At 61.5% G+C, this 17,309-nt stretch carries 16 protein-coding genes; 14 read left to right on the top strand and 2 right to left on the bottom strand.

Going from position 1 to position 17,309, the window contains the following annotated elements:
• Positions 1-333 precede the first annotated feature (333 nt).
• The 14 genes from ACTJKS_RS02295 to ACTJKS_RS02360 all read left to right on the top strand — a co-directional run bounded on the left by ACTJKS_RS02295 (position 334) and on the right by ACTJKS_RS02360 (position 15,902).
• Positions 334-1,956: a methyl-accepting chemotaxis protein gene (locus ACTJKS_RS02295; RefSeq protein ID WP_098967409.1), complete on the top strand. Its 1,623-nt coding sequence runs from the start codon at positions 334-336 to the stop codon at positions 1,954-1,956.
• Entirely contained in the window at positions 1,956-2,474 is a 519-nt protein-coding gene (locus ACTJKS_RS02300; RefSeq protein ID WP_041063245.1) for a chemotaxis protein CheW, read from the top strand. Before ACTJKS_RS02295 ends, ACTJKS_RS02300 begins: the two co-directional genes overlap by 1 nt.
• A complete protein-coding gene (locus tag ACTJKS_RS02305; RefSeq protein ID WP_108181797.1) occupies positions 2,471-3,739 on the top strand; it encodes a CheR family methyltransferase in 1,269 nt (422 codons plus the stop codon). The genes ACTJKS_RS02300 and ACTJKS_RS02305 overlap by 4 nt, the downstream gene beginning before the upstream one ends.
• Entirely contained in the window at positions 3,736-4,431 is a 696-nt protein-coding gene (locus tag ACTJKS_RS02310) for a chemotaxis protein CheW (protein ID WP_108181798.1), read from the top strand. Before ACTJKS_RS02305 ends, ACTJKS_RS02310 begins: the two co-directional genes overlap by 4 nt.
• Positions 4,428-6,731: a hybrid sensor histidine kinase/response regulator gene (locus tag ACTJKS_RS02315; RefSeq protein ID WP_108181799.1), complete on the top strand. Its 2,304-nt coding sequence runs from the start codon at positions 4,428-4,430 to the stop codon at positions 6,729-6,731. The genes ACTJKS_RS02310 and ACTJKS_RS02315 overlap by 4 nt, the downstream gene beginning before the upstream one ends.
• Positions 6,728-7,738 carry a chemotaxis response regulator protein-glutamate methylesterase gene (locus tag ACTJKS_RS02320; protein WP_041063258.1) on the top strand — a complete coding sequence of 337 codons (1,011 nt, stop codon included), beginning with the start codon at positions 6,728-6,730 and terminating at the stop codon, positions 7,736-7,738. The genes ACTJKS_RS02315 and ACTJKS_RS02320 overlap by 4 nt, the downstream gene beginning before the upstream one ends.
• Positions 7,739-7,786: 48 nt before the next feature.
• Positions 7,787-8,788 (top strand): response regulator, encoded by a 1,002-nt coding sequence (locus tag ACTJKS_RS02325; protein ID WP_047292797.1) that lies wholly within the window; start codon positions 7,787-7,789, stop codon positions 8,786-8,788.
• Between the two features lie 203 nt (positions 8,789-8,991).
• Positions 8,992-10,087, top strand: a protein-coding gene (gene prfB / locus ACTJKS_RS02330) for a peptide chain release factor 2 (protein ID WP_096795805.1) whose coding sequence is annotated in 2 segments (ribosomal slippage) — positions 8,992-9,063 and positions 9,065-10,087 — 1,095 coding nt in all. Because the reading frame shifts where the segments join, the coding sequence is not laid out codon by codon here.
• A gap of 112 nt (positions 10,088-10,199) precedes the next feature.
• Complete coding sequence (lysS, locus tag ACTJKS_RS02335) at positions 10,200-11,702, top strand: lysine--tRNA ligase (protein WP_041063265.1); 1,503 nt, start codon at positions 10,200-10,202, stop codon at positions 11,700-11,702.
• A 105-nt stretch (positions 11,703-11,807) separates the two neighbouring features.
• Positions 11,808-12,521 (top strand): TetR/AcrR family transcriptional regulator, encoded by a 714-nt coding sequence (locus ACTJKS_RS02340; RefSeq protein ID WP_007964212.1) that lies wholly within the window; start codon positions 11,808-11,810, stop codon positions 12,519-12,521.
• A gap of 143 nt (positions 12,522-12,664) precedes the next feature.
• Positions 12,665-13,222 carry a hypothetical protein gene (locus ACTJKS_RS02345; protein ID WP_108181800.1) on the top strand — a complete coding sequence of 186 codons (558 nt, stop codon included), beginning with the start codon at positions 12,665-12,667 and terminating at the stop codon, positions 13,220-13,222.
• 24 nt (positions 13,223-13,246) lie between these two features.
• Entirely contained in the window at positions 13,247-14,524 is a 1,278-nt protein-coding gene (locus ACTJKS_RS02350; protein WP_095667407.1) for a flavohemoglobin expression-modulating QEGLA motif protein, read from the top strand.
• A gap of 146 nt (positions 14,525-14,670) precedes the next feature.
• Positions 14,671-15,576 carry an alpha/beta hydrolase gene (locus ACTJKS_RS02355; RefSeq protein ID WP_041063273.1) on the top strand — a complete coding sequence of 302 codons (906 nt, stop codon included), beginning with the start codon at positions 14,671-14,673 and terminating at the stop codon, positions 15,574-15,576.
• Positions 15,573-15,902, top strand: a complete 330-nt coding sequence (locus ACTJKS_RS02360) for a hypothetical protein (RefSeq protein WP_007964217.1) — start codon at positions 15,573-15,575, stop codon at positions 15,900-15,902. The genes ACTJKS_RS02355 and ACTJKS_RS02360 overlap by 4 nt, the downstream gene beginning before the upstream one ends.
• A gap of 142 nt (positions 15,903-16,044) precedes the next feature.
• On the opposite strand, the gene ACTJKS_RS02365 is transcribed toward ACTJKS_RS02360, so the two are convergent.
• Positions 16,045-16,833, bottom strand: a complete 789-nt coding sequence (locus ACTJKS_RS02365; protein ID WP_041063276.1) for an OmpA family protein — start codon at positions 16,831-16,833, stop codon at positions 16,045-16,047.
• A gap of 56 nt (positions 16,834-16,889) precedes the next feature.
• Positions 16,890-17,294 (bottom strand): DUF4398 domain-containing protein, encoded by a 405-nt coding sequence (locus ACTJKS_RS02370; RefSeq protein ID WP_007964219.1) that lies wholly within the window; start codon positions 17,292-17,294, stop codon positions 16,890-16,892.
• Positions 17,295-17,309: the final 15 nt, after the last annotated feature.

Genomic DNA, 17,309 nt, shown 5'->3' on the forward strand with positions numbered 1-17,309 from the left:
CTGAACACGCGGTACTTGTGTAGGAGCTGNTTTTGATTTTCAAAGCCAACATCAAAAGATCGCAGCGTGCCGCAGCTCCTACAGGTTTTGCGCCAGGCACCGAAGCCTGCTCGCGATTGCGTTTCCAGCCTCACAACAACAGCAATGGCCGATCCATCGCCCCTTTTTGCCGTTCCATCACTGGCACGTCAGCCCCGGATTGTCGGACAGTCCCACCCCAGAGCCTTCCCGCCAACCACCTCGGGTCGGCCCGAGGGTTAAAAAGCGTCTTATAAATGAGACACCGCCCTCGGCTATACTCCCCGCATTTCGACTTAGGCACGAGGAATCACTGTGAAGAACTGGACGTTGCGCCAACGCATTTTGGCGAGCTTTGCGGTGATTATCGCCATCATGTTGCTGATGGTCGTCGTTTCGTATTCCCGCCTGCTGAAAATCGAAGCCAGTGAAAGCAGCGTGCGTGATGACGCCGTTCCCGGCGTCTATTACAGCTCGATGATCCGCGGCGCGTGGGTCGACAGTTATCTGCAGACCCAAGAGCTGCTGGGCCTCAAGGAAGGGCAGGGTATCAGCAGTGAAGATGCGGCGGACTACAAGGCGTTCGAGACGCGCCTGCAGGAGCAGATGGCCAACTACCGCAACACCGTCACCACCGACGAGGACCGGGTCGAGTTCGCTGCGTTCGAGAAGGATCACGACACCTACATGCAGATCCAGGATCAGGTGCTCGACTTGCACAAGCGCAACCTGGAAGCCGACGCGGTCAAGCTGTTCACCGAGAAGCTGACCCCGGCCTGGTACACCGGTCGCATGAAACTCAACGACATCATCGGCGAGAACAAGCGGGTCGCCGATCAGGCCATGGCCAACATCGACGAGGCGGTAGCGGCGGCCAAGGTCAGCATGTTTGTCTCGCTGCTGGTGGCCGTGCTGGCGGCAGGTGCCTGTGGCCTGCTGCTGATGCGCGCGATCATGGCGCCGATGAACCGCATCGTGAAGATCCTCGAAATCATGCGCACCGGTGACTTGAGCAGCCGTCTGAATCTGGATCGCAAGGACGAGTTCGGCGCGGTGGAAACCGGCTTCAACGACATGATGACCGAGCTGACCTCGCTGGTGTCTCAGGCCCAGCGTTCCTCGGTGCAGGTGACCACCTCGGTGACCGAGATTGCCGCCACGTCGAAGCAGCAACAGGCCACCGCCACCGAAACCGCGGCCACCACCACCGAAATCGGCGCGACCTCGCGGGAAATCGCCGCCACCTCGCGGGATCTGGTGCGCACCATGACCGAAGTGTCCACCGCCGCCGATCAGGCCTCGGTACTCGCCGGTTCCGGCCAGCAAGGCCTGGCGCGCATGGAAGACACCATGCACTCGGTGATGGGCGCAGCCGATCTGGTCAATGCCAAACTGGCGATCCTCAACGAGAAGGCCGGCAACATCAATCAGGTGGTGGTGACCATCGTCAAGGTCGCCGATCAGACCAACCTGCTGTCGCTCAACGCCGCCATCGAGGCCGAGAAGGCCGGTGAGTACGGCCGTGGTTTTGCCGTGGTCGCCACCGAAGTACGGCGTCTGGCGGATCAGACCGCCGTCGCCACTTACGACATTGAGCAGATGGTCCGCGAGATCCAGTCGGCGGTGTCTGCCGGCGTGATGGGCATGGACAAGTTCTCCGAAGAAGTGCGCCGGGGCATGGCCGAAGTGCAGCAGGTCGGCGAGCAACTGTCGCAGATCATCCATCAGGTGCAGGCGCTGGCGCCGCGGGTGTTGATGGTCAACGAAGGCATGCAGGCCCAGGCCACCGGTGCCGAACAGATCAACCATGCGCTGGTGCAGTTGGGCGACGCCAGCAGCCAGACCGTCGAGTCGTTGCGTCAGGCCAGTTTCGCCATCGACGAACTGAGCCAGGTGGCCGTCGGGCTGCGCAGTGGCGTTTCGCGATTCAAAGTCTGATGAGCGAAATCACCGCCAAACGCAGCGCAGCGCCGGTGGCGAAGCAGGCGTTGTTCCTGCTGTTTCGCATCGGCAGCGAGCGTTACGCCTTGCGCGCCACCGAGGTGGCGGAAGTGTTGCCGCGCCTGCCGTTGAAGCCGATTGCCCAAGCGCCGAACTGGGTCGCCGGGGTGTTCGCCTATCGCGGTGCGGTGGTGCCGGCCATCGACCTCAGTGCGCTGACCTTCGGCCAACCGGCCGAGGCGCGTACCAGCACCCGGCTGGTGCTGGTGCATTACCGCCCGGATGAACGGCAGCCGTCACGCTGGCTCGGACTGATACTCGAACAGGCGACCGATACCCTGCGCTGCAATCCCGAGGATTTTCAGCCGTATGGTCTGGACAATCGTCAGGCGCCGTACCTCGGCCCGGTGCGCGAAGATGCCCAGGGCCTGGTGCAGTGGGTGCGGGTCAACGATTTGCTGGATGACGCCGTGCGCAGCCTGCTCTTTCCCGCGCCGCATGAGGCGCAGTCATGAGCAGCGATCAGCGTTTTTTCGATTTCCTCAAGGAACGCATCGGTCTGGATGTCACGTCGGTCGGACCGGCGATCATCGAGCGCGCGGTGCGCCAACGCACCACGCTCTCGCAAGCGGCGCACAGCGATGAATACTGGCAACTGTTGCAAGGTTCGCGGGACGAACAGCAGGCGTTGATCGAGGCGGTGATCGTCCCCGAAACCTGGTTTTTCCGTTACCCGGAATCCTTCGCCACCCTCGGCAAGCTGGCGCGCAAGCGTCTGGACGAATTGAACAACATGCGCGCGCTGCGCATCCTCAGCCTGCCGTGTTCGACCGGCGAGGAACCCTATTCGATTGCCATGGCCTTGCTCGATGCCGGGCTCAAGCCCCATCAGTTCAAGGTCGATGGCATGGATGTCAGCCCGCTGTCGGTGGACAAGGCGCGGCGCGGGCTGTACGGCAAGAACTCGTTTCGGGGTCAGGAGCTGGACTTTCGCGAGCGTCATTTCACCGCCGAACAGGACGGCCATCGAGTCAGCGACGCCGTGCGCGAACAGGTGCGCCTGCAGGCCGGCAATGTGCTGGATCCGACGCTGCTGGCGGGTGAGCCGCCGTTCGATTTCGTGTTCTGCCGCAACCTGTTGATCTATTTCGACCAGCCGACCCAGAAGCAGGTGTTCGAAGTGCTCAAGCGTCTGACTCACGTGGATGGCGTGCTGTTCATCGGCCCGGCCGAGGGCAGTCTGCTCGGGCGTCTGGGCATGCGCTCGATTGGCATCCCACAGTCGTTTGCCTTCAGTCGACAAAACGATCCGGTACCGCAACCGCTGTCGCTGCCGACTCCGCCACCATTGCCCGTGCGCCAACCGCTGCGCACGCCGCCGCCACCCGTGCGCCCGCGTCCGTTTGCCAACGTTGCACCGTTGCCCGTCAGCAGCAAAAGCGTCAACCCGGACGCGGCGACCTTGCTCGCCAACATCGCTGCGCTGGCCAACGAAGGCAAAAGCGCCGAGGCCCGTGCGGCGTGCGAGCAGTACCTGCGCAGTCACGAACCGGTGGCGCAGGTGTTCTACTGGCTCGGCCTGCTCAGTGACGTGGCCGGCGCCACCCTCGAAGCCCAGAGCCATTACCGCAAGGCCTTGTACCTTGAGCCGCAGCATCCCGAAGCCTTGATGCACCTGGCTGCGTTGCTGCAGGCCCAGGGCGACAGCGCCGGTGCCAGACGATTGCAGGAACGCGCCGCGCGCAGCGGTCGTACCGCCGACAGTGAGCGTAAACGATGATCCCGTCCGACACCTTGAACGTCACCCACGAAGACGCCCGGGCCATCGATGACTGCTGGAACCGCATCGGCATTCACGGCGACAAGTCCTGCCCGTTGCTGACCGAGCATATTCACTGCCGAAACTGCGCGGTGTATTCCGCTGCCGCCACGCGTCTACTCGACCGCTATGCGTTGCAGCAGGATGAGCGCGACCCGGTCGCCGTGGCGGTCGAAAGCGATGTGAAAACCCGTTCGCTGCTGATGTTCCGCCTGGGCGAAGAGTGGCTGGGCCTGGCCACCCGCAGTCTGGTGGAAGTCGCTCCGCTGCAGGCAATTCACTCGTTGCCGCACCAGCGCTCGCGGGCCCTGCTCGGCGTGGCGAACGTGCGCGGCGCGCTGGTGGCGTGCCTGTCGCTGGTCGAGTTGCTCGATCTGGATGGCAACGCCGCACCGGCCACGGGCGCGCGGATCATGCCGCGCATGTTGATCGTCGCCGCCCACGGTGGGCCGGTGGTGGTGCCAGTGGATGAGGTCGACGGCATCCACGCCATCGATGAAAAAATTCTCGACGCCGCGTCGCGTGCCGGCAGTGAGCACAACAGCACTGCCAGCGCCAAATACACCCGTGGTGTCCTGCAATTCCGGGGGCGCAGCCTGCGTTGGCTGGATGAAGAACAGTTGCTGTCCGCCGTGACCCGGAGCCTCACATGACCCCCGAGCAAATGCGCGACGCCTCGCTGCTGGAACTGTTCAGCCTCGAAGCCGAGGCCCAGACCCAGGTGCTGAGCAGTGGGCTGCTGGCGCTGGAGCGTAATCCGACTCAGGCCGACTATCTGGAATCGTGCATGCGTGCGGCGCACTCGCTCAAGGGCGCGGCGCGGATCGTCGGCATCGACAACGGTGTCAGCGTCGCCCACGTGATGGAAGATTGTCTGGTCAGCGCTCAAGAAAAGCGGCTGTTGCTGCGCCCCGAGCACATCGATGCGTTGTTGCAGGGCACCGATCTGTTGATGCGTATCGCCACACCGGCCAATGCCCCGCAAGCGCCGGACATTGAGGCGTATGTGGCGTTGATGGGCCGCCTGCTCGACCCTTCGACACCGCCCGCCGTGGCGTCGCCGCCCATGGCCGAATTGCAGATGCAGGCACCGTCTGCGCCGATCGAAACGCCACCGCCACCGCCAGCGCCCAGGCCGGCGGTTGATACACCGCAGGAAACCTCCGACCCGGCACCGCGCAAGAACAAACGCACCACCGAAGGTGGCGAGCGCGTGCTGCGGGTCACTGCCGAGCGTCTGAACAGCCTGCTCGACCTGTCGAGTAAATCACTGGTCGAAACCCAGCGACTGAAGCCGCATCTAGCGACCATGCAGCGCCTCAGGCGCATGCAGAACAATGGTCTACGGGCGCTGGAAAGCCTCAATGTGCATCTCAAGGAACAGACGCTGAGCCTCGAAGCCCAGGAAGCCCTTGAAGATGCGCGGCGCTTGCTGGCCGAGTCTCAGCAATTGCTCGCGGAAAAGAACGCCGAGCTCGACGAATTCGCCTGGCAGGCCAGCCAGCGCGCACAAGTGCTCTACGACACCGCGCTGGCCTGCCGCATGCGCCCGTTTGCCGACGTGCTCACCGGTCAGGTGCGCATGGTTCGGGATCTGGGGCGCAGTCTTGGCAAACAGGTGCGGCTGGAAATCGAAGGCGAGAAGACGCAGGTCGACCGCGACGTACTGGAAAAACTCGAAGCGCCGCTGACTCATCTGCTGCGTAACGCGGTCGACCACGGCATCGAAACCCCGGAACAACGCCTGCTCAAGGGCAAGTCCGAAGAGGGCCTGATCCGCCTGCGTGCTTCGCATCAGGCCGGTTTGCTGGTGCTCGAACTGAGTGACGACGGCAATGGTGTCGACCTGGAAAAGGTCCGCCGCAGCATCGTTGAACGCCAATTGTCACCGGCCGAAACTGCCGCGCAGTTGAGCGAAGAAGAACTGCTGACGTTCCTGTTCCTGCCAGGTTTCAGCCTGCGCGACACCGTCACCGAAGTGTCGGGGCGTGGCGTCGGCCTCGACGCGGTGCAGCACATGGTCCGGCAACTGCGCGGTGCAGTGGTGCTGGAGCAGACGGCGGGCGAGGGCAGCCGCTTTCATCTGGAAGTGCCGCTGACCCTGTCGGTAGTGCGCAGTCTGGTGGTGGAGGTCGGCGAGGAAGCCTATGCGTTTCCGCTGGCGCACATCGAGCGCATGTGCGACCTGGAGCCACAGGACATCGTGCAGATCGAAGGTCGCCAGCATTTCTGGCACGAAGGCCGACATGTCGGGTTGGTCGCCGCCAGCCAGTTGCTGAATCGTCCGGCCAGTCAGAGCAGCGGCGAAACCCTCAAGGTCGTGGTGATCCGCGAGCGCGATGCGGTCTATGGCGTGGCGGTCGAACGATTTGTCGGCGAGCGCACTCTGGTGGTGCTGCCGCTGGATGAACGACTGGGCAAGGTGCAGGACATCTCCGCCGGGGCGCTGCTTGACGATGGCTCGGTGGTGCTGATCGTCGATGTCGAAGACATGTTGCGCTCGGTGGACAAGCTGCTCAACACCGGGCGTCTGGAGCGTATTGCGCGGCACGGCAACCAGGCCGCCGAAGTGGCGCGCAAACGGATTCTGGTGGTCGACGATTCGCTCACGGTGCGCGAGCTGCAGCGCAAGCTGCTACTCAATCGCGGCTACGACGTGGCGGTCGCGGTGGATGGCATGGACGGCTGGAACGCGCTGCGTTCGGAGGACTTCGATTTGCTGATCACCGACATCGACATGCCGCGTATGGACGGCATCGAACTGGTTACGTTGCTGCGCCGTGATACCCGTCTGCAATCGCTACCGGTGATGGTGGTCTCGTACAAGGACCGTGAAGAGGACCGCCGTCGTGGACTGGATGCGGGCGCCGACTATTATTTAGCCAAGGCCAGTTTTCATGACGACGCCCTGCTCGATGCAGTGGTTGAGCTCATTGGAGGAGCGCGGGCATGAAAATCGCAATCGTCAACGACATGCCACTGGCGGTGGAGGCTTTGCGCCGTGCGCTGGCCTTCGAGCCGGCGCATCAAGTGGTCTGGGTGGCCGGCAACGGCGCCGAGGCCGTGCGTCTGTGCGCCGAAAACACCCCGGATCTGATCCTGATGGACCTGATCATGCCGGTCATGGACGGTGTCGAGGCCACGCGACGGATCATGGCCGAAACCCCGTGCGCGATCGTCATCGTTACGGTTGACCGCCAGCAGAACGTGCATCGGGTGTTCGAGGCCATGGGCCACGGTGCGCTGGATGTGGTCGATACCCCGGCCCTGGGGGCCGGTAACGCGCAGGAAGCGGCGGCGCCGTTGCTGCGCAAGATCCTCAATATCGGCTGGCTGATCGGCGAGAAAACCCCGCGTTCGCGTCCGGTGCCGACACCGCACCGCAGTTCGGCGTCGTGCAAGCGGCTGGTGGCGATCGGCTCGTCTGCCGGCGGGCCGGCCGCGCTGGAAGTATTGCTCAAGGGCCTGCCGCGCAATTTTTCGGCGGCCATTGTGCTGGTGCAGCACGTCGATCAGGTGTTTGCCGCGGGCATGGCCGAATGGCTGGCCAGCGCCAGTGGCCTGGACGTGCGCCTGGCCCGCGAAGGCGAGCCGCCACAGGCCGGCGCGGTGCTGCTGGCTGGCACCAATCACCATATTCGCTTATTGAAAAACGGCACGCTGGCCTACACCGCCGAGCCGGTCAACGAGATCTACCGACCCTCGATCGACGTCTTCTTCGAAAGTGTCGCCAACTATTGGAACGGCGATGCCATCGGGGTTTTATTGACCGGAATGGGACGCGACGGGGCGCAAGGGCTTAAGCTCATGCGCCAGCAGGGATACCTGACCATCGCGCAGGATCAGCAAAGCAGTGCGGTGTACGGCATGCCCAAGGCCGCAGCGGCGATCGATGCAGCCGTCGAAATCCGTCCACTGGAAAAGATAGCGCCACGATTGCTGGAGGTTTTCCCCAAATGAACAGTGTTTTCCGCAATCCTGGCCCCCGCAGTACTCAGGTGACCGCCCATGAATGATTTACAGATCGACGACATTAAAACCGACGAGAACGCCGCCATGGTGTTGTTGGTGGACGATCAGGCGATGATCGGCGAAGCCGTGCGCCGTGGGCTGTCGAACGAAGAGAACATCGACTTCCACTTCTGTTCCGACCCGCACCAGGCCATCGCCCAGGCGGTCCGGATCAAGCCGACGGTGATTTTGCAGGACCTGGTGATGCCCGGCCTCGACGGCCTGAGCCTGGTGCGCGAATACCGCAATCACCCGGCGACCAAGGACATCCCGATCATTGTGCTGTCGACCAAGGAGGATCCGCTGATCAAGAGCGCGGCGTTCTCCGCCGGGGCCAACGATTATCTGGTGAAACTGCCGGACACCATCGAGTTGGTGGCGCGCATTCGCTATCACTCGCGCTCCTACATGACCCTGCTGCAGCGGGATGCGGCGTACCGTGCGTTGCGCGTCAGCCAGCAGCAGTTGCTCGACACCAACCTGGTGCTGCAACGGCTGATGAACTCCGACGGCCTGACCGGGCTGTCCAACCGCCGGCACTTCGACGAGTACCTGGAGCTGGAGTGGCGCCGCTCGTTGCGCGATCAGAGCCAGTTGTCGTTGCTGATGATCGACGTCGATTACTTCAAGTCCTACAACGACAGCTTTGGCCATGTCGAAGGCGATGAGGCGCTGCGCAAGGTCGCCACGGCGATCCGCGACGCCAGCGCGCGACCGTCGGATCTGCCGGCACGCTACGGCGGTGAAGAGTTCGCGCTGGTACTGCCGAACACCTCGCCGGGCGGTGCCCGGCTGGTGGCAGAGAAGCTGCGCCAGACCGTGGCGGCGCTGAAGATTCCGCACAACACTCCGAGCGAAGGGGCGAGCCTGACCATCAGCATCGGCCTGGCGACCATGGTGCCGCAGGCGGGCAGCGACTGCCGGTTGCTGATTTCGGCGGCGGATCGTGGGTTGTATCAGGCGAAAAACAATGGCCGTAACCAGGTAGGTATCGAGTAACCCATCAATTGCTGTAGGAGCTACCGCAGGCTGCGATCTTTTGATCTTTAAAAGCAAAATCAAAAGATCGCAGCCTGCGGCAGCTCCTACAGGGGCAATGTGTCAAGTGATTCACCCCGACAGCCGCCAGACGGGCTGCCTTGACCGCGTGATTACGTTATACTCGCCGGCTTTCAAAAGTTCGCCAACGAGTGCTGCCCGTCATGGAAATCAACCCGATCCTGAACACCATCAAGGACCTGTCCGAGCGCTCCGAAACTATTCGGGGGTATCTTTGACTACGATCAAAAGCATGAGCGTCTGATCGAAGTCAATCGCGAGCTTGAAGATCCTGCAGTCTGGAACAAACCTGAATACGCCCAGGAACTGGGCCGCGAGCGAGCATCGCTGGCGCAGATCGTCGACACTTTGGATGAGCTGTCCAGCGGTCTGGCCGATTCCCGCGAGCTGCTCGACATGGCCGTTGAAGAAAACGATGAAGGCGCGGTAAACGACGTCGTTGAACTGCTTCAAGGGCTTGAAGAGTCACTGGCCAAGCTTGAATTCCGCCGCATGTTCAGCCATGAGATGGACCCGAACAACGCCTACCTGGACATCCAGGCCGGTTCCGGCGGCACCGAGGCCCAGGACTGGGCCAACATCCTGCTGCGCATGTACCTGCGCTGGGCGGACAAACGCGGTTTCGACGCGACCATCATGGAACTGTCGGCCGGTGAAGTCGCCGGTATCAAAGGTGCGACCGTGCACATCAAGGGCGAATACGCCTTTGGCTGGCTGCGCACCGAGATCGGCGTGCACCGTCTGGTGCGCAAGAGCCCGTTCGACTCCGGCAACCGTCGCCACACTTCGTTTTCTGCCGTTTTCGTCTCGCCAGAGATCGACGACAAGGTCGAAATCGAAATCAACCCGGCAGACCTGCGGATTGACACCTATCGTTCCTCCGGTGCCGGTGGTCAGCACGTAAACACCACCGACTCGGCCGTACGTATCACCCACGTACCGACCAACACCGTGGTCAGTTGCCAGAACGAACGTTCCCAGCACGCCAACAAGGACACCGCGATGAAAATGCTGCGGGCCAAGTTGTACGAGCAGGAAATGCAGAAGCGCAACGCCGCTTCCCAGGCGCTGGAAGACACCAAGTCGGACATCGGCTGGGGTCACCAGATCCGTTCGTACGTGCTCGACGCGTCGCGGATCAAGGACTTGCGCACCAACATCGAACGCAGCGACTGCGACAAGGTACTCGACGGCGATATCGACGAATACCTGGAAGCCAGCCTGAAATCGGGGCTGTAACAGACGCACACAGGATCGCTGACGCAACGCGATCCCTGTAGGAGCCAGCCCTGCTGGCGATTCCCGGGCCGCCAGGCCCGGGGGCAACGAACCTGATGGAATATCTGAAGACATGAGCGACCAACAACTCGACCCGCAAGCCCTGCAACAGGAAGAAAACTCCCTGATCGCCCTGCGCAAGGAAAAGCTGGCTGCCGAGCGCGCCAAGGGCAACGCCTTCCCGAACGACTTCCGCCGTGAAAACTACTGCGAAGATCTGCAGAAGAAATACGCGGACAAGACCAAGGAAGAGCTGGCCGAGGCTGCAATCCCGGTCAAGGTTGCCGGTCGCATCATGCTCAACCGTGGCTCGTTCATGGTGATCCAGGACATGACCGGTCGCATCCAGGTCTACGTCAACCGCAAGACCCTGTCCGAAGACACCCTGGCCGCCGTCAAGACCTGGGACATGGGCGACATCATCGCCGCCGAAGGTACTCTGGCGCGTTCCGGCAAGGGCGACCTGTACGTCGAAATGACCAACGTGCGCCTGCTGACCAAGTCGCTGCGCCCGCTGCCGGACAAGCACCACGGCCTGACCGACACCGAACAGCGCTACCGTCAGCGTTACGTTGACCTGATCGTCAACGAAGAAGTGCGCCAGACCTTCCGCGTGCGTTCGCAAGTGATCGCGCACATCCGCAGCTTCCTGATGAAGCGCGACTTCCTCGAAGTCGAAACGCCGATGCTGCAGACCATTCCTGGCGGCGCAGCGGCCAAGCCGTTCGAAACCCACCACAACGCGCTGGACATGGAAATGTTCCTGCGTATCGCGCCTGAACTGTATCTGAAGCGTCTGGTGGTTGGCGGTTTCGAGAAGGTGTTCGAGATCAACCGCAACTTCCGTAACGAAGGCGTTTCGACCCGTCACAACCCTGAATTCACCATGTTGGAGTTCTACCAGGCTTACGCCGACTACGAAGACAACATGGACCTGACCGAAGAGCTGTTCCGTGAACTGGCGCAACTGGTGCTGGGCAGCACCGACGTGCCGTACGGCGACAAGGTGTTCCACTTCGGCGAGCCGTTTGCCCGTCTGTCGGTGTTCGACTCGATCCTCAAGTACAACCCAGAGCTGACTGCCGATGACCTGAACGACATCGACAAGGCGCGCGCCATCGCCAAGAAGGCCGGCGCCAAGGTGCTGGGCTTCGAAGGTCTGGGCAAGCTGCAGGTGATGATTTTCGAAGAACTGGTCGAGCACAAGCTGGAGCAGCCGCACTTCATCACTCAGTACCCGTTCGAAGTGTCGCCGCTGGCTCGTCGTAACGACGAGAACCCGAACGTCACCGACCGTTTCGAGCTGTTCATCGGCGGCCGTGAAATCGCCAACGCCTACTCCGAGTTGAACGACGCGGAAGACCAGGCCGAGCGTTTCATGGCGCAGGTGGCCGACAAGGACGCTGGCGACGACGAAGCCATGCACTACGACGCCGACTTCGTGCGTGCGCTGGAGTACGGCATGCCGCCAACGGCCGGTGAAGGCATCGGCATCGACCGTCTGGTGATGTTGCTGACCAACTCGCCATCGATCCGCGATGTGATCCTGTTCCCGCACATGCGACCGCAAGCGTAAACGTTTCAGTTAAAAAGCCGCCTAAAACAGGCGGCTTTTTATTGCCTGTCTGGTACAAATGTATCAATTGGTTAATTTTGCAATAGCAGAGGAAGTCCAGTCGTGATGGTTGCAATCGCTCAAGAAGGTGCAGCGGGTATCGCCACTGCGGTCGCTGAAAGTGTTCAGTACCAGGGCCGCAAGGCCAGCCGACAGGGCAGTGAGCAGCGTCGACAGGACATTCTCGACGCGGCGATGCGCATTGTCGTGCGCGACGGCGTGCGTGCCGTGCGCCACCGGGCCGTGGCGGCCGAGGCCGGTGTGCCACTGTCGGCCACCACCTATTACTTCAAGGACATCGATGACCTGCTCACCGATACCTTCGCCCAATACGTCGAACGCAGCGCGGCCTACATGGCCAAGCTGTGGATCAACAACGAAGGCTTGCTGCGCGAGATGGTCGTCAGTGGCGACGGCAGCCCCGAGTCGCGCTCGCAACTGGCCGACGACATCGCGCGGCTGATGGCGGACTATGTGCACCGGCAACTGGTCAACCGTCGCGAGCATCTGATGGCCGAGCAGGCGTTCCGCCAGGAAGCGCTGCTCAACCCGCGCCTGGCGGATCTGGTGCGCTCGCATCAGCAGATTCTGCTGCAGGGCACCTGCCAGTTGTTCCAAGTCCTGGGCTCGCGTGAACCGCAACAGGATGCCAAAGTGTTGACGGCGATTATCGGACGGATGGAATATCAGGGCCTGCTCAACGACGCCGAGCCTTTGGCCGAACAGGACATGCTCGGGATTCTGACGCGGTACATGCATCTGGTCCTGGCCTCGGTGTAACGCCAACCCCTTTGGGAGCGAGCCTGCTCGCGAATGCGGTCTGACATNCTCTGTTGCCTGACACACCGCTTTCGCGAGCAGGCTCGCTCCCACAGGTGAAATGGGTGATCGTCAGGGCGGGATATGTTCATAGGGAGTGTTGAATGAAAGCCTGGCGTGGCGTGCTGATCGCCTTGTCGTTCCTGCTGCTCAGTGGCTGTCTGGTGACTTTCAAGGATCCGTTGCCCGCCAGTGAGTCGGCGCCCAAGGGCCTGCTGGGCACGTGGTCGAGCACCAATGCCTGGGGCGAGCCGATGAACCTTGAGTTGACCCGCGTCGGCCATGATCGCTATCAGGCCGTCACCTGGTTCAAGGCCCGGCCTCACGAGCGCGAGGCTTACCCGTTCACGGTGTCGCGCCACGGCAGCCGCTGGTACCTGTCGGCGAAAGTGCCGGCGCGTTACGGTGGCCAATACGCCATCGCCGGTTTCGAACTCACCGACAAACACGAACTGGTGGTGTACAACCTCGACCTCGAACAGATCAATCAGGCGATCAAACAGCAAGCCCTCGACGGCAAGGTTTTCCAGACCGAGGACGACGGCGACGGCGTGCAAGTCGACAGTAGCCTCGACAAGGTCTTTGCTTACCTCGACGATCCGGCCAATTCCGACGTATTCGTCGAGGCCGCGCGCTATCAGCGCCAGGCCCGCGCCAAATAATTCAGTTTTCTACAGGAGTTTCGGGTGGACGATTACCAGCAGACGATACGCACGTTGTCCGATCGCATTGTGCTGGCGCAGACGCCGATCCGCGTGCTCGATGCGGTGAAGTGGGACGAGAACATCCGCAAGGGCTTTCTCAAGGCCAAGGGCAAGGAAATGCCGGCGGTGGATCGCGACTACTACCTCAATCGGCCGCTGTCCTTCGATTCGAGCAAGGTCAAACTCGAGTTCCAGAACATCGAACGCGACATCACCCGCCAGCTCGGCCAGTTCAACCCGGTCGGGCAGATCATGCGGCGCATGTGCAAGGAATACCGCATGGTGGTGCGCATGCTCGAAGCGCGCGGCACCGAAGATTTCGGCCTGATCTCGCAAGAGCTGTACGGCGCCGCGTCCGATGCGTTTCACGCCGGCGACCCGACCCTGGCCGACCTCGGCCTGATGATGTCCGACTACCTGAACAACATCGATGGCCGTGGCGACCTGAAGGACGAGCCGAAAGTCCTCACCGCCAAGGACGCCGTGCACCTGCTGCAAACCCGCTTGAACAAGGTGTTTGGCGAGGCCGAGGAAACCATCCGCGTGTTCGAGTCCGACGGCATCGTTGCCGACGCGGCCGCGGGCGCCGATTACATCAAGATCCGCACTGACGCGCTGTTCAACGACCGCGACGTGCGTGCACTGGAAGTCCATGAAGGTCTGGTGCACGTCGGCACCACGCTCAATGGCTTGAACCAGCCGATCTGCACCTTCCTGTCCAAAGGCCCACCCTCGTCGACGGTGACCCAGGAAGGCCTGGCGATCCTGATGGAAATCATCACCTTCGCCTCCTACCCGAGCCGCCTGCGCAAACTGACCAACCGCACCCGCGCCATTCACATGGTCGAGGAGGGCGCGGACTTTTTGCAGGTGTTCGAGTTCTTCCGCGAACAGGGTTTCGAAATGGCCGAAAGCTACGGCAACGCCAGCCGGGTGTTCCGAGGCTCGACGCCAACCGGTCTGCCATTCACCAAAGACTTGTCCTACCTCAAGGGCTTTATCATGGTTTACAACTACATTCAGTTGGCCGTGCGTAAGGGCAAGCTTGAGCAGGTACCGCTGCTGTTCTGCGGCAAGACCACGCTGGAGGACATGCGTACCCTGCGTCAACTGGTCGATGAAGGTCTGGTGGTGCCGCCGAAATACCTGCCGGAACAGTTCCGCGACATGAACGCGCTGTCGGCGTGGATGTGCTTCTCCAACTTCCTCAATCACTTGAGCCTGGACCGGATCGAGGCGGATTACTCCAATATCCTCTGAACTACCAATATTTCCTGTGGGAGCGAGCCTGCTCGCGAATGCGATTTAACATTCAACATGATTGTTGGCTGACACACCGCTTTCGCGAGCAGGCTCGCTCCCACATTTGATTGCGTTAATTCCACTTTTTCGCGAGGTTTCACCGGATGAGAATCCTCGGCATCCTTTGCCTGCTCCTGACCCTCGGCGGTTGCAGTTCGCTGTTGTTTTACCCCGAGCCGGGCCAGGTCTTTACCCCGGAAAGAGCCAAGCTCGAATACCGCACCGTCACCCTGACCACGGCCGACGGCCTCAAGCTCAACGCCTGGTGGCTACCGGCCAAGCCCGGTGTCGAGGTCAAAGGCACCGTCCTGCACCTGCACGGCAACGGCGGTAATCTGCCGATGCACTTGGGTGGCAGTTGGTGGTTGCCGAAAAACGGCTATCAGGTGCTGCTGGTGGATTATCGCGGGTATGGCTTGTCCGAGGGCGAGCCGAGCCTGCCGGCGATCTATCAGGACATCGACGCTGCGTTCGCCTGGCTGGATCAGGCGCCAGAGGTCAAAGGCAAGCCGCTGATCCTCCTCGGCCAGAGCCTCGGCGGCTCAATGGCCGTGCATTGGCTGGTGCAGCACCCCGAGCGGCAGAAACAGCTGAAAGCCTTCGTGCTCGACGGTGTGCCCGCCAGTTACCGCAGCGTCGGTCAGTACGCCCTCAGCACGTCGTGGCTGACCTGGCCGTTCCAGGTGCCGTTGTCGTGGCTGGTGCCGGACGGCGACAGTGCGATCAACTCGATGCCGCAGCTTAACGGCGTGCCGAAACTGATCTTTCACAGCATCGACGACCCACTGGTGCCAATGTCCAACGCCATCCGCCTGTATCAGGCAGCGCCGCCACCACGGGTGTTGCAGTTGACCCGCGGCGGCCACGTACAGACCTTCGGCGACCCGGTCTGGCGCCAGGTGATGCTGCGTTATCTGGAAGATCCCGAGCACTTCAACGGCCTGCGCCGCCTCGGCGAGATTCCCAATTATCCGCAACCCCCGAATTCTGAAGACGAGAGTCCGCAATGACTGAAGAACGTAACGCCATCCCGCTGATCATCACCGGTATCTGCAGCATCCTCGGCACCGTTGGTGCCCTGTGGTATTACGGCTACCTGCACTTCGCCAAACCCGAGGATGCGCTGCTGCTCAACGAATTCACCATGCTCAAGACTGTGCCGGGCGAAGACTACAAAGTCTCGCTGGACCCGGCGCCGCAGGTGGCGCAGTGCATCGATGGCGTACTGGTGCTGTTTGACACCGAGCAGAAAGGCCTGACCGGGGTGCTGATCAATGCGCAGAAAAAAGCCGTGCGTTGCATGGGCCAGGAAACCCCGCAGAAACTCGAGCCTTAAACGCAAAAGATCGCAGCCTTCGGCAGCTCCTGCATTGGAATACGATCCCTGTAGGAGCTGCCGCAGGCTGCGATCTTTTGATCTTCAACAAAAAGCCCCGCCTGATTCAGTCAGGCGGGGCTTTTACGTCACTGCGTGTTGCTTAGTTCGAGCTGACCGCCGAACGTGGCACCACTGGCTGGTTGTCGTTGGAAATGGTCACTTCCACACGACGGTTCATCGCACGACCGGAAACGCTGCCGTTGTCGGCAACCGGGTATTCCTTGCCGTAACCCTGAACCACGATGCGCGAAGGATCTACGCCCATCTTGATCAGCGCGACTTGAACCGAAGTCGCACGACGCTCGGACAGCGACTGGTTGTACGAAGCAGCGCCGGTGCTGTCGGTGTAACCCTCGACGATCACTTTGCGATCCGGATTTTCCTGGAGGAACTGCGCCAGTTTGTTGATGTTCACCAGACCGCTGGATTTCAGGTCAGCCTTGTTGGTGGCGAACAGCACGTCACCGAAAGTCACCAGCGTACCGCGATCGGTCTGCTTGGCGTTCAGGCTCTGCTGCAGTTGTTTGATCTGCTGATCACGAGCGTCCAGACGCGCTTGGGCACGTTGCGCGGCAGCGTTTTTCAGGTTGTTCTCAGCGGTGCGCAGGGCGATGGTCTGCTTGGCCACTTCCACGCGCTGGTTGGTCAGGTAGGCCAGTTGGTCAACCTTGGCTGCGTCTTGCTTGTCCAGATAAGCCTTGTCGGCCTTGTCCAGGTAATCGCTGGCGTCTTTGGTTTCCAGGGCCGCGACTTTGCTCGCCTGTGGGTTGGCCTGCAGGCCGGCGTAGTTGGTGCGCGCCTGTTCCAGGTTCGGGTTAGGCGGGGTGGAGCAGGCAGCCAGGGCAACGCTTGCGGCCAGAAGAGCGGGGATCATCAGTTGCTTACGCATAATTTGTCGTCCTTTCTATCGATAAAAGTTTCAGCTTTGCGATTCGGGATGCGCGCTTACTGCACGGTGCGCTGACTTTCCTGACGCAGTTCCTGAACACCTTTCTGGGAATCCTTCACAGCCTGTTCGGCCTTGGCAGCCTGAGCCTTGCGTTCTGCTACGCGAGCGTCCCATTCGGCTTGTTCGGCGAGGGTACGAGCCTGTTCATACTTCTTGTCGTGCATGGCGATTTCGGCTTGCTTGAGCTTGTCCTGCGCCTGCTTCATTTCTACTGCAGCGAACTCGGTACCACCGGCGCTGACCGCACTGTTGACCGCCGATTGGGTCACGGCGTACTGCTCGGTTGGCGGGTTACCGGCGCAACCGGCCAGTACGAAGCTGGTACCGATGGCCAGAGCAGCCAGTTTCAGACCGCGCAGGTGGGAGAACGAGGTTTGGGTCTTCATGGTCTTCAACTCCATTGTTTAACTCCTGAT

Source organism: Pseudomonas sp. 22189 (genome assembly GCF_052045635.1).
Taxonomy (GTDB): domain Bacteria; phylum Pseudomonadota; class Gammaproteobacteria; order Pseudomonadales; family Pseudomonadaceae; genus Aquipseudomonas; species Aquipseudomonas parakoreensis.

Excerpts from the sequence above, each read along its gene's own strand:
- ACTJKS_RS02300 (WP_041063245.1), top strand. The coding sequence starts at position 1,956 with ATGAGCGAAATCACCGCCAAACGCAGCGCAGCGCCGGTGGCGAAGCAG.
- ACTJKS_RS02305 (WP_108181797.1), top strand. The coding sequence starts at position 2,471 with ATGAGCAGCGATCAGCGTTTTTTCGATTTCCTCAAGGAACGCATCGGT.
- ACTJKS_RS02310 (WP_108181798.1), top strand. The coding sequence starts at position 3,736 with ATGATCCCGTCCGACACCTTGAACGTCACCCACGAAGACGCCCGGGCC.
- ACTJKS_RS02315 (WP_108181799.1), top strand. The coding sequence starts at position 4,428 with ATGACCCCCGAGCAAATGCGCGACGCCTCGCTGCTGGAACTGTTCAGC.
- ACTJKS_RS02320 (WP_041063258.1), top strand. The coding sequence starts at position 6,728 with ATGAAAATCGCAATCGTCAACGACATGCCACTGGCGGTGGAGGCTTTG.
- ACTJKS_RS02325 (WP_047292797.1), top strand. The coding sequence starts at position 7,787 with ATGAATGATTTACAGATCGACGACATTAAAACCGACGAGAACGCCGCC.
- lysS (WP_041063265.1), top strand. The coding sequence starts at position 10,200 with ATGAGCGACCAACAACTCGACCCGCAAGCCCTGCAACAGGAAGAAAAC.
- ACTJKS_RS02340 (WP_007964212.1), top strand. The coding sequence starts at position 11,808 with ATGGTTGCAATCGCTCAAGAAGGTGCAGCGGGTATCGCCACTGCGGTC.
- ACTJKS_RS02345 (WP_108181800.1), top strand. The coding sequence starts at position 12,665 with ATGAAAGCCTGGCGTGGCGTGCTGATCGCCTTGTCGTTCCTGCTGCTC.
- ACTJKS_RS02355 (WP_041063273.1), top strand. The coding sequence starts at position 14,671 with ATGAGAATCCTCGGCATCCTTTGCCTGCTCCTGACCCTCGGCGGTTGC.
- ACTJKS_RS02360 (WP_007964217.1), top strand. The coding sequence starts at position 15,573 with ATGACTGAAGAACGTAACGCCATCCCGCTGATCATCACCGGTATCTGC.
- ACTJKS_RS02365 (WP_041063276.1), bottom strand. The coding sequence starts at position 16,833 with ATGCGTAAGCAACTGATGATCCCCGCTCTTCTGGCCGCAAGCGTTGCC.
- ACTJKS_RS02370 (WP_007964219.1), bottom strand. The coding sequence starts at position 17,294 with ATGGAGTTGAAGACCATGAAGACCCAAACCTCGTTCTCCCACCTGCGC.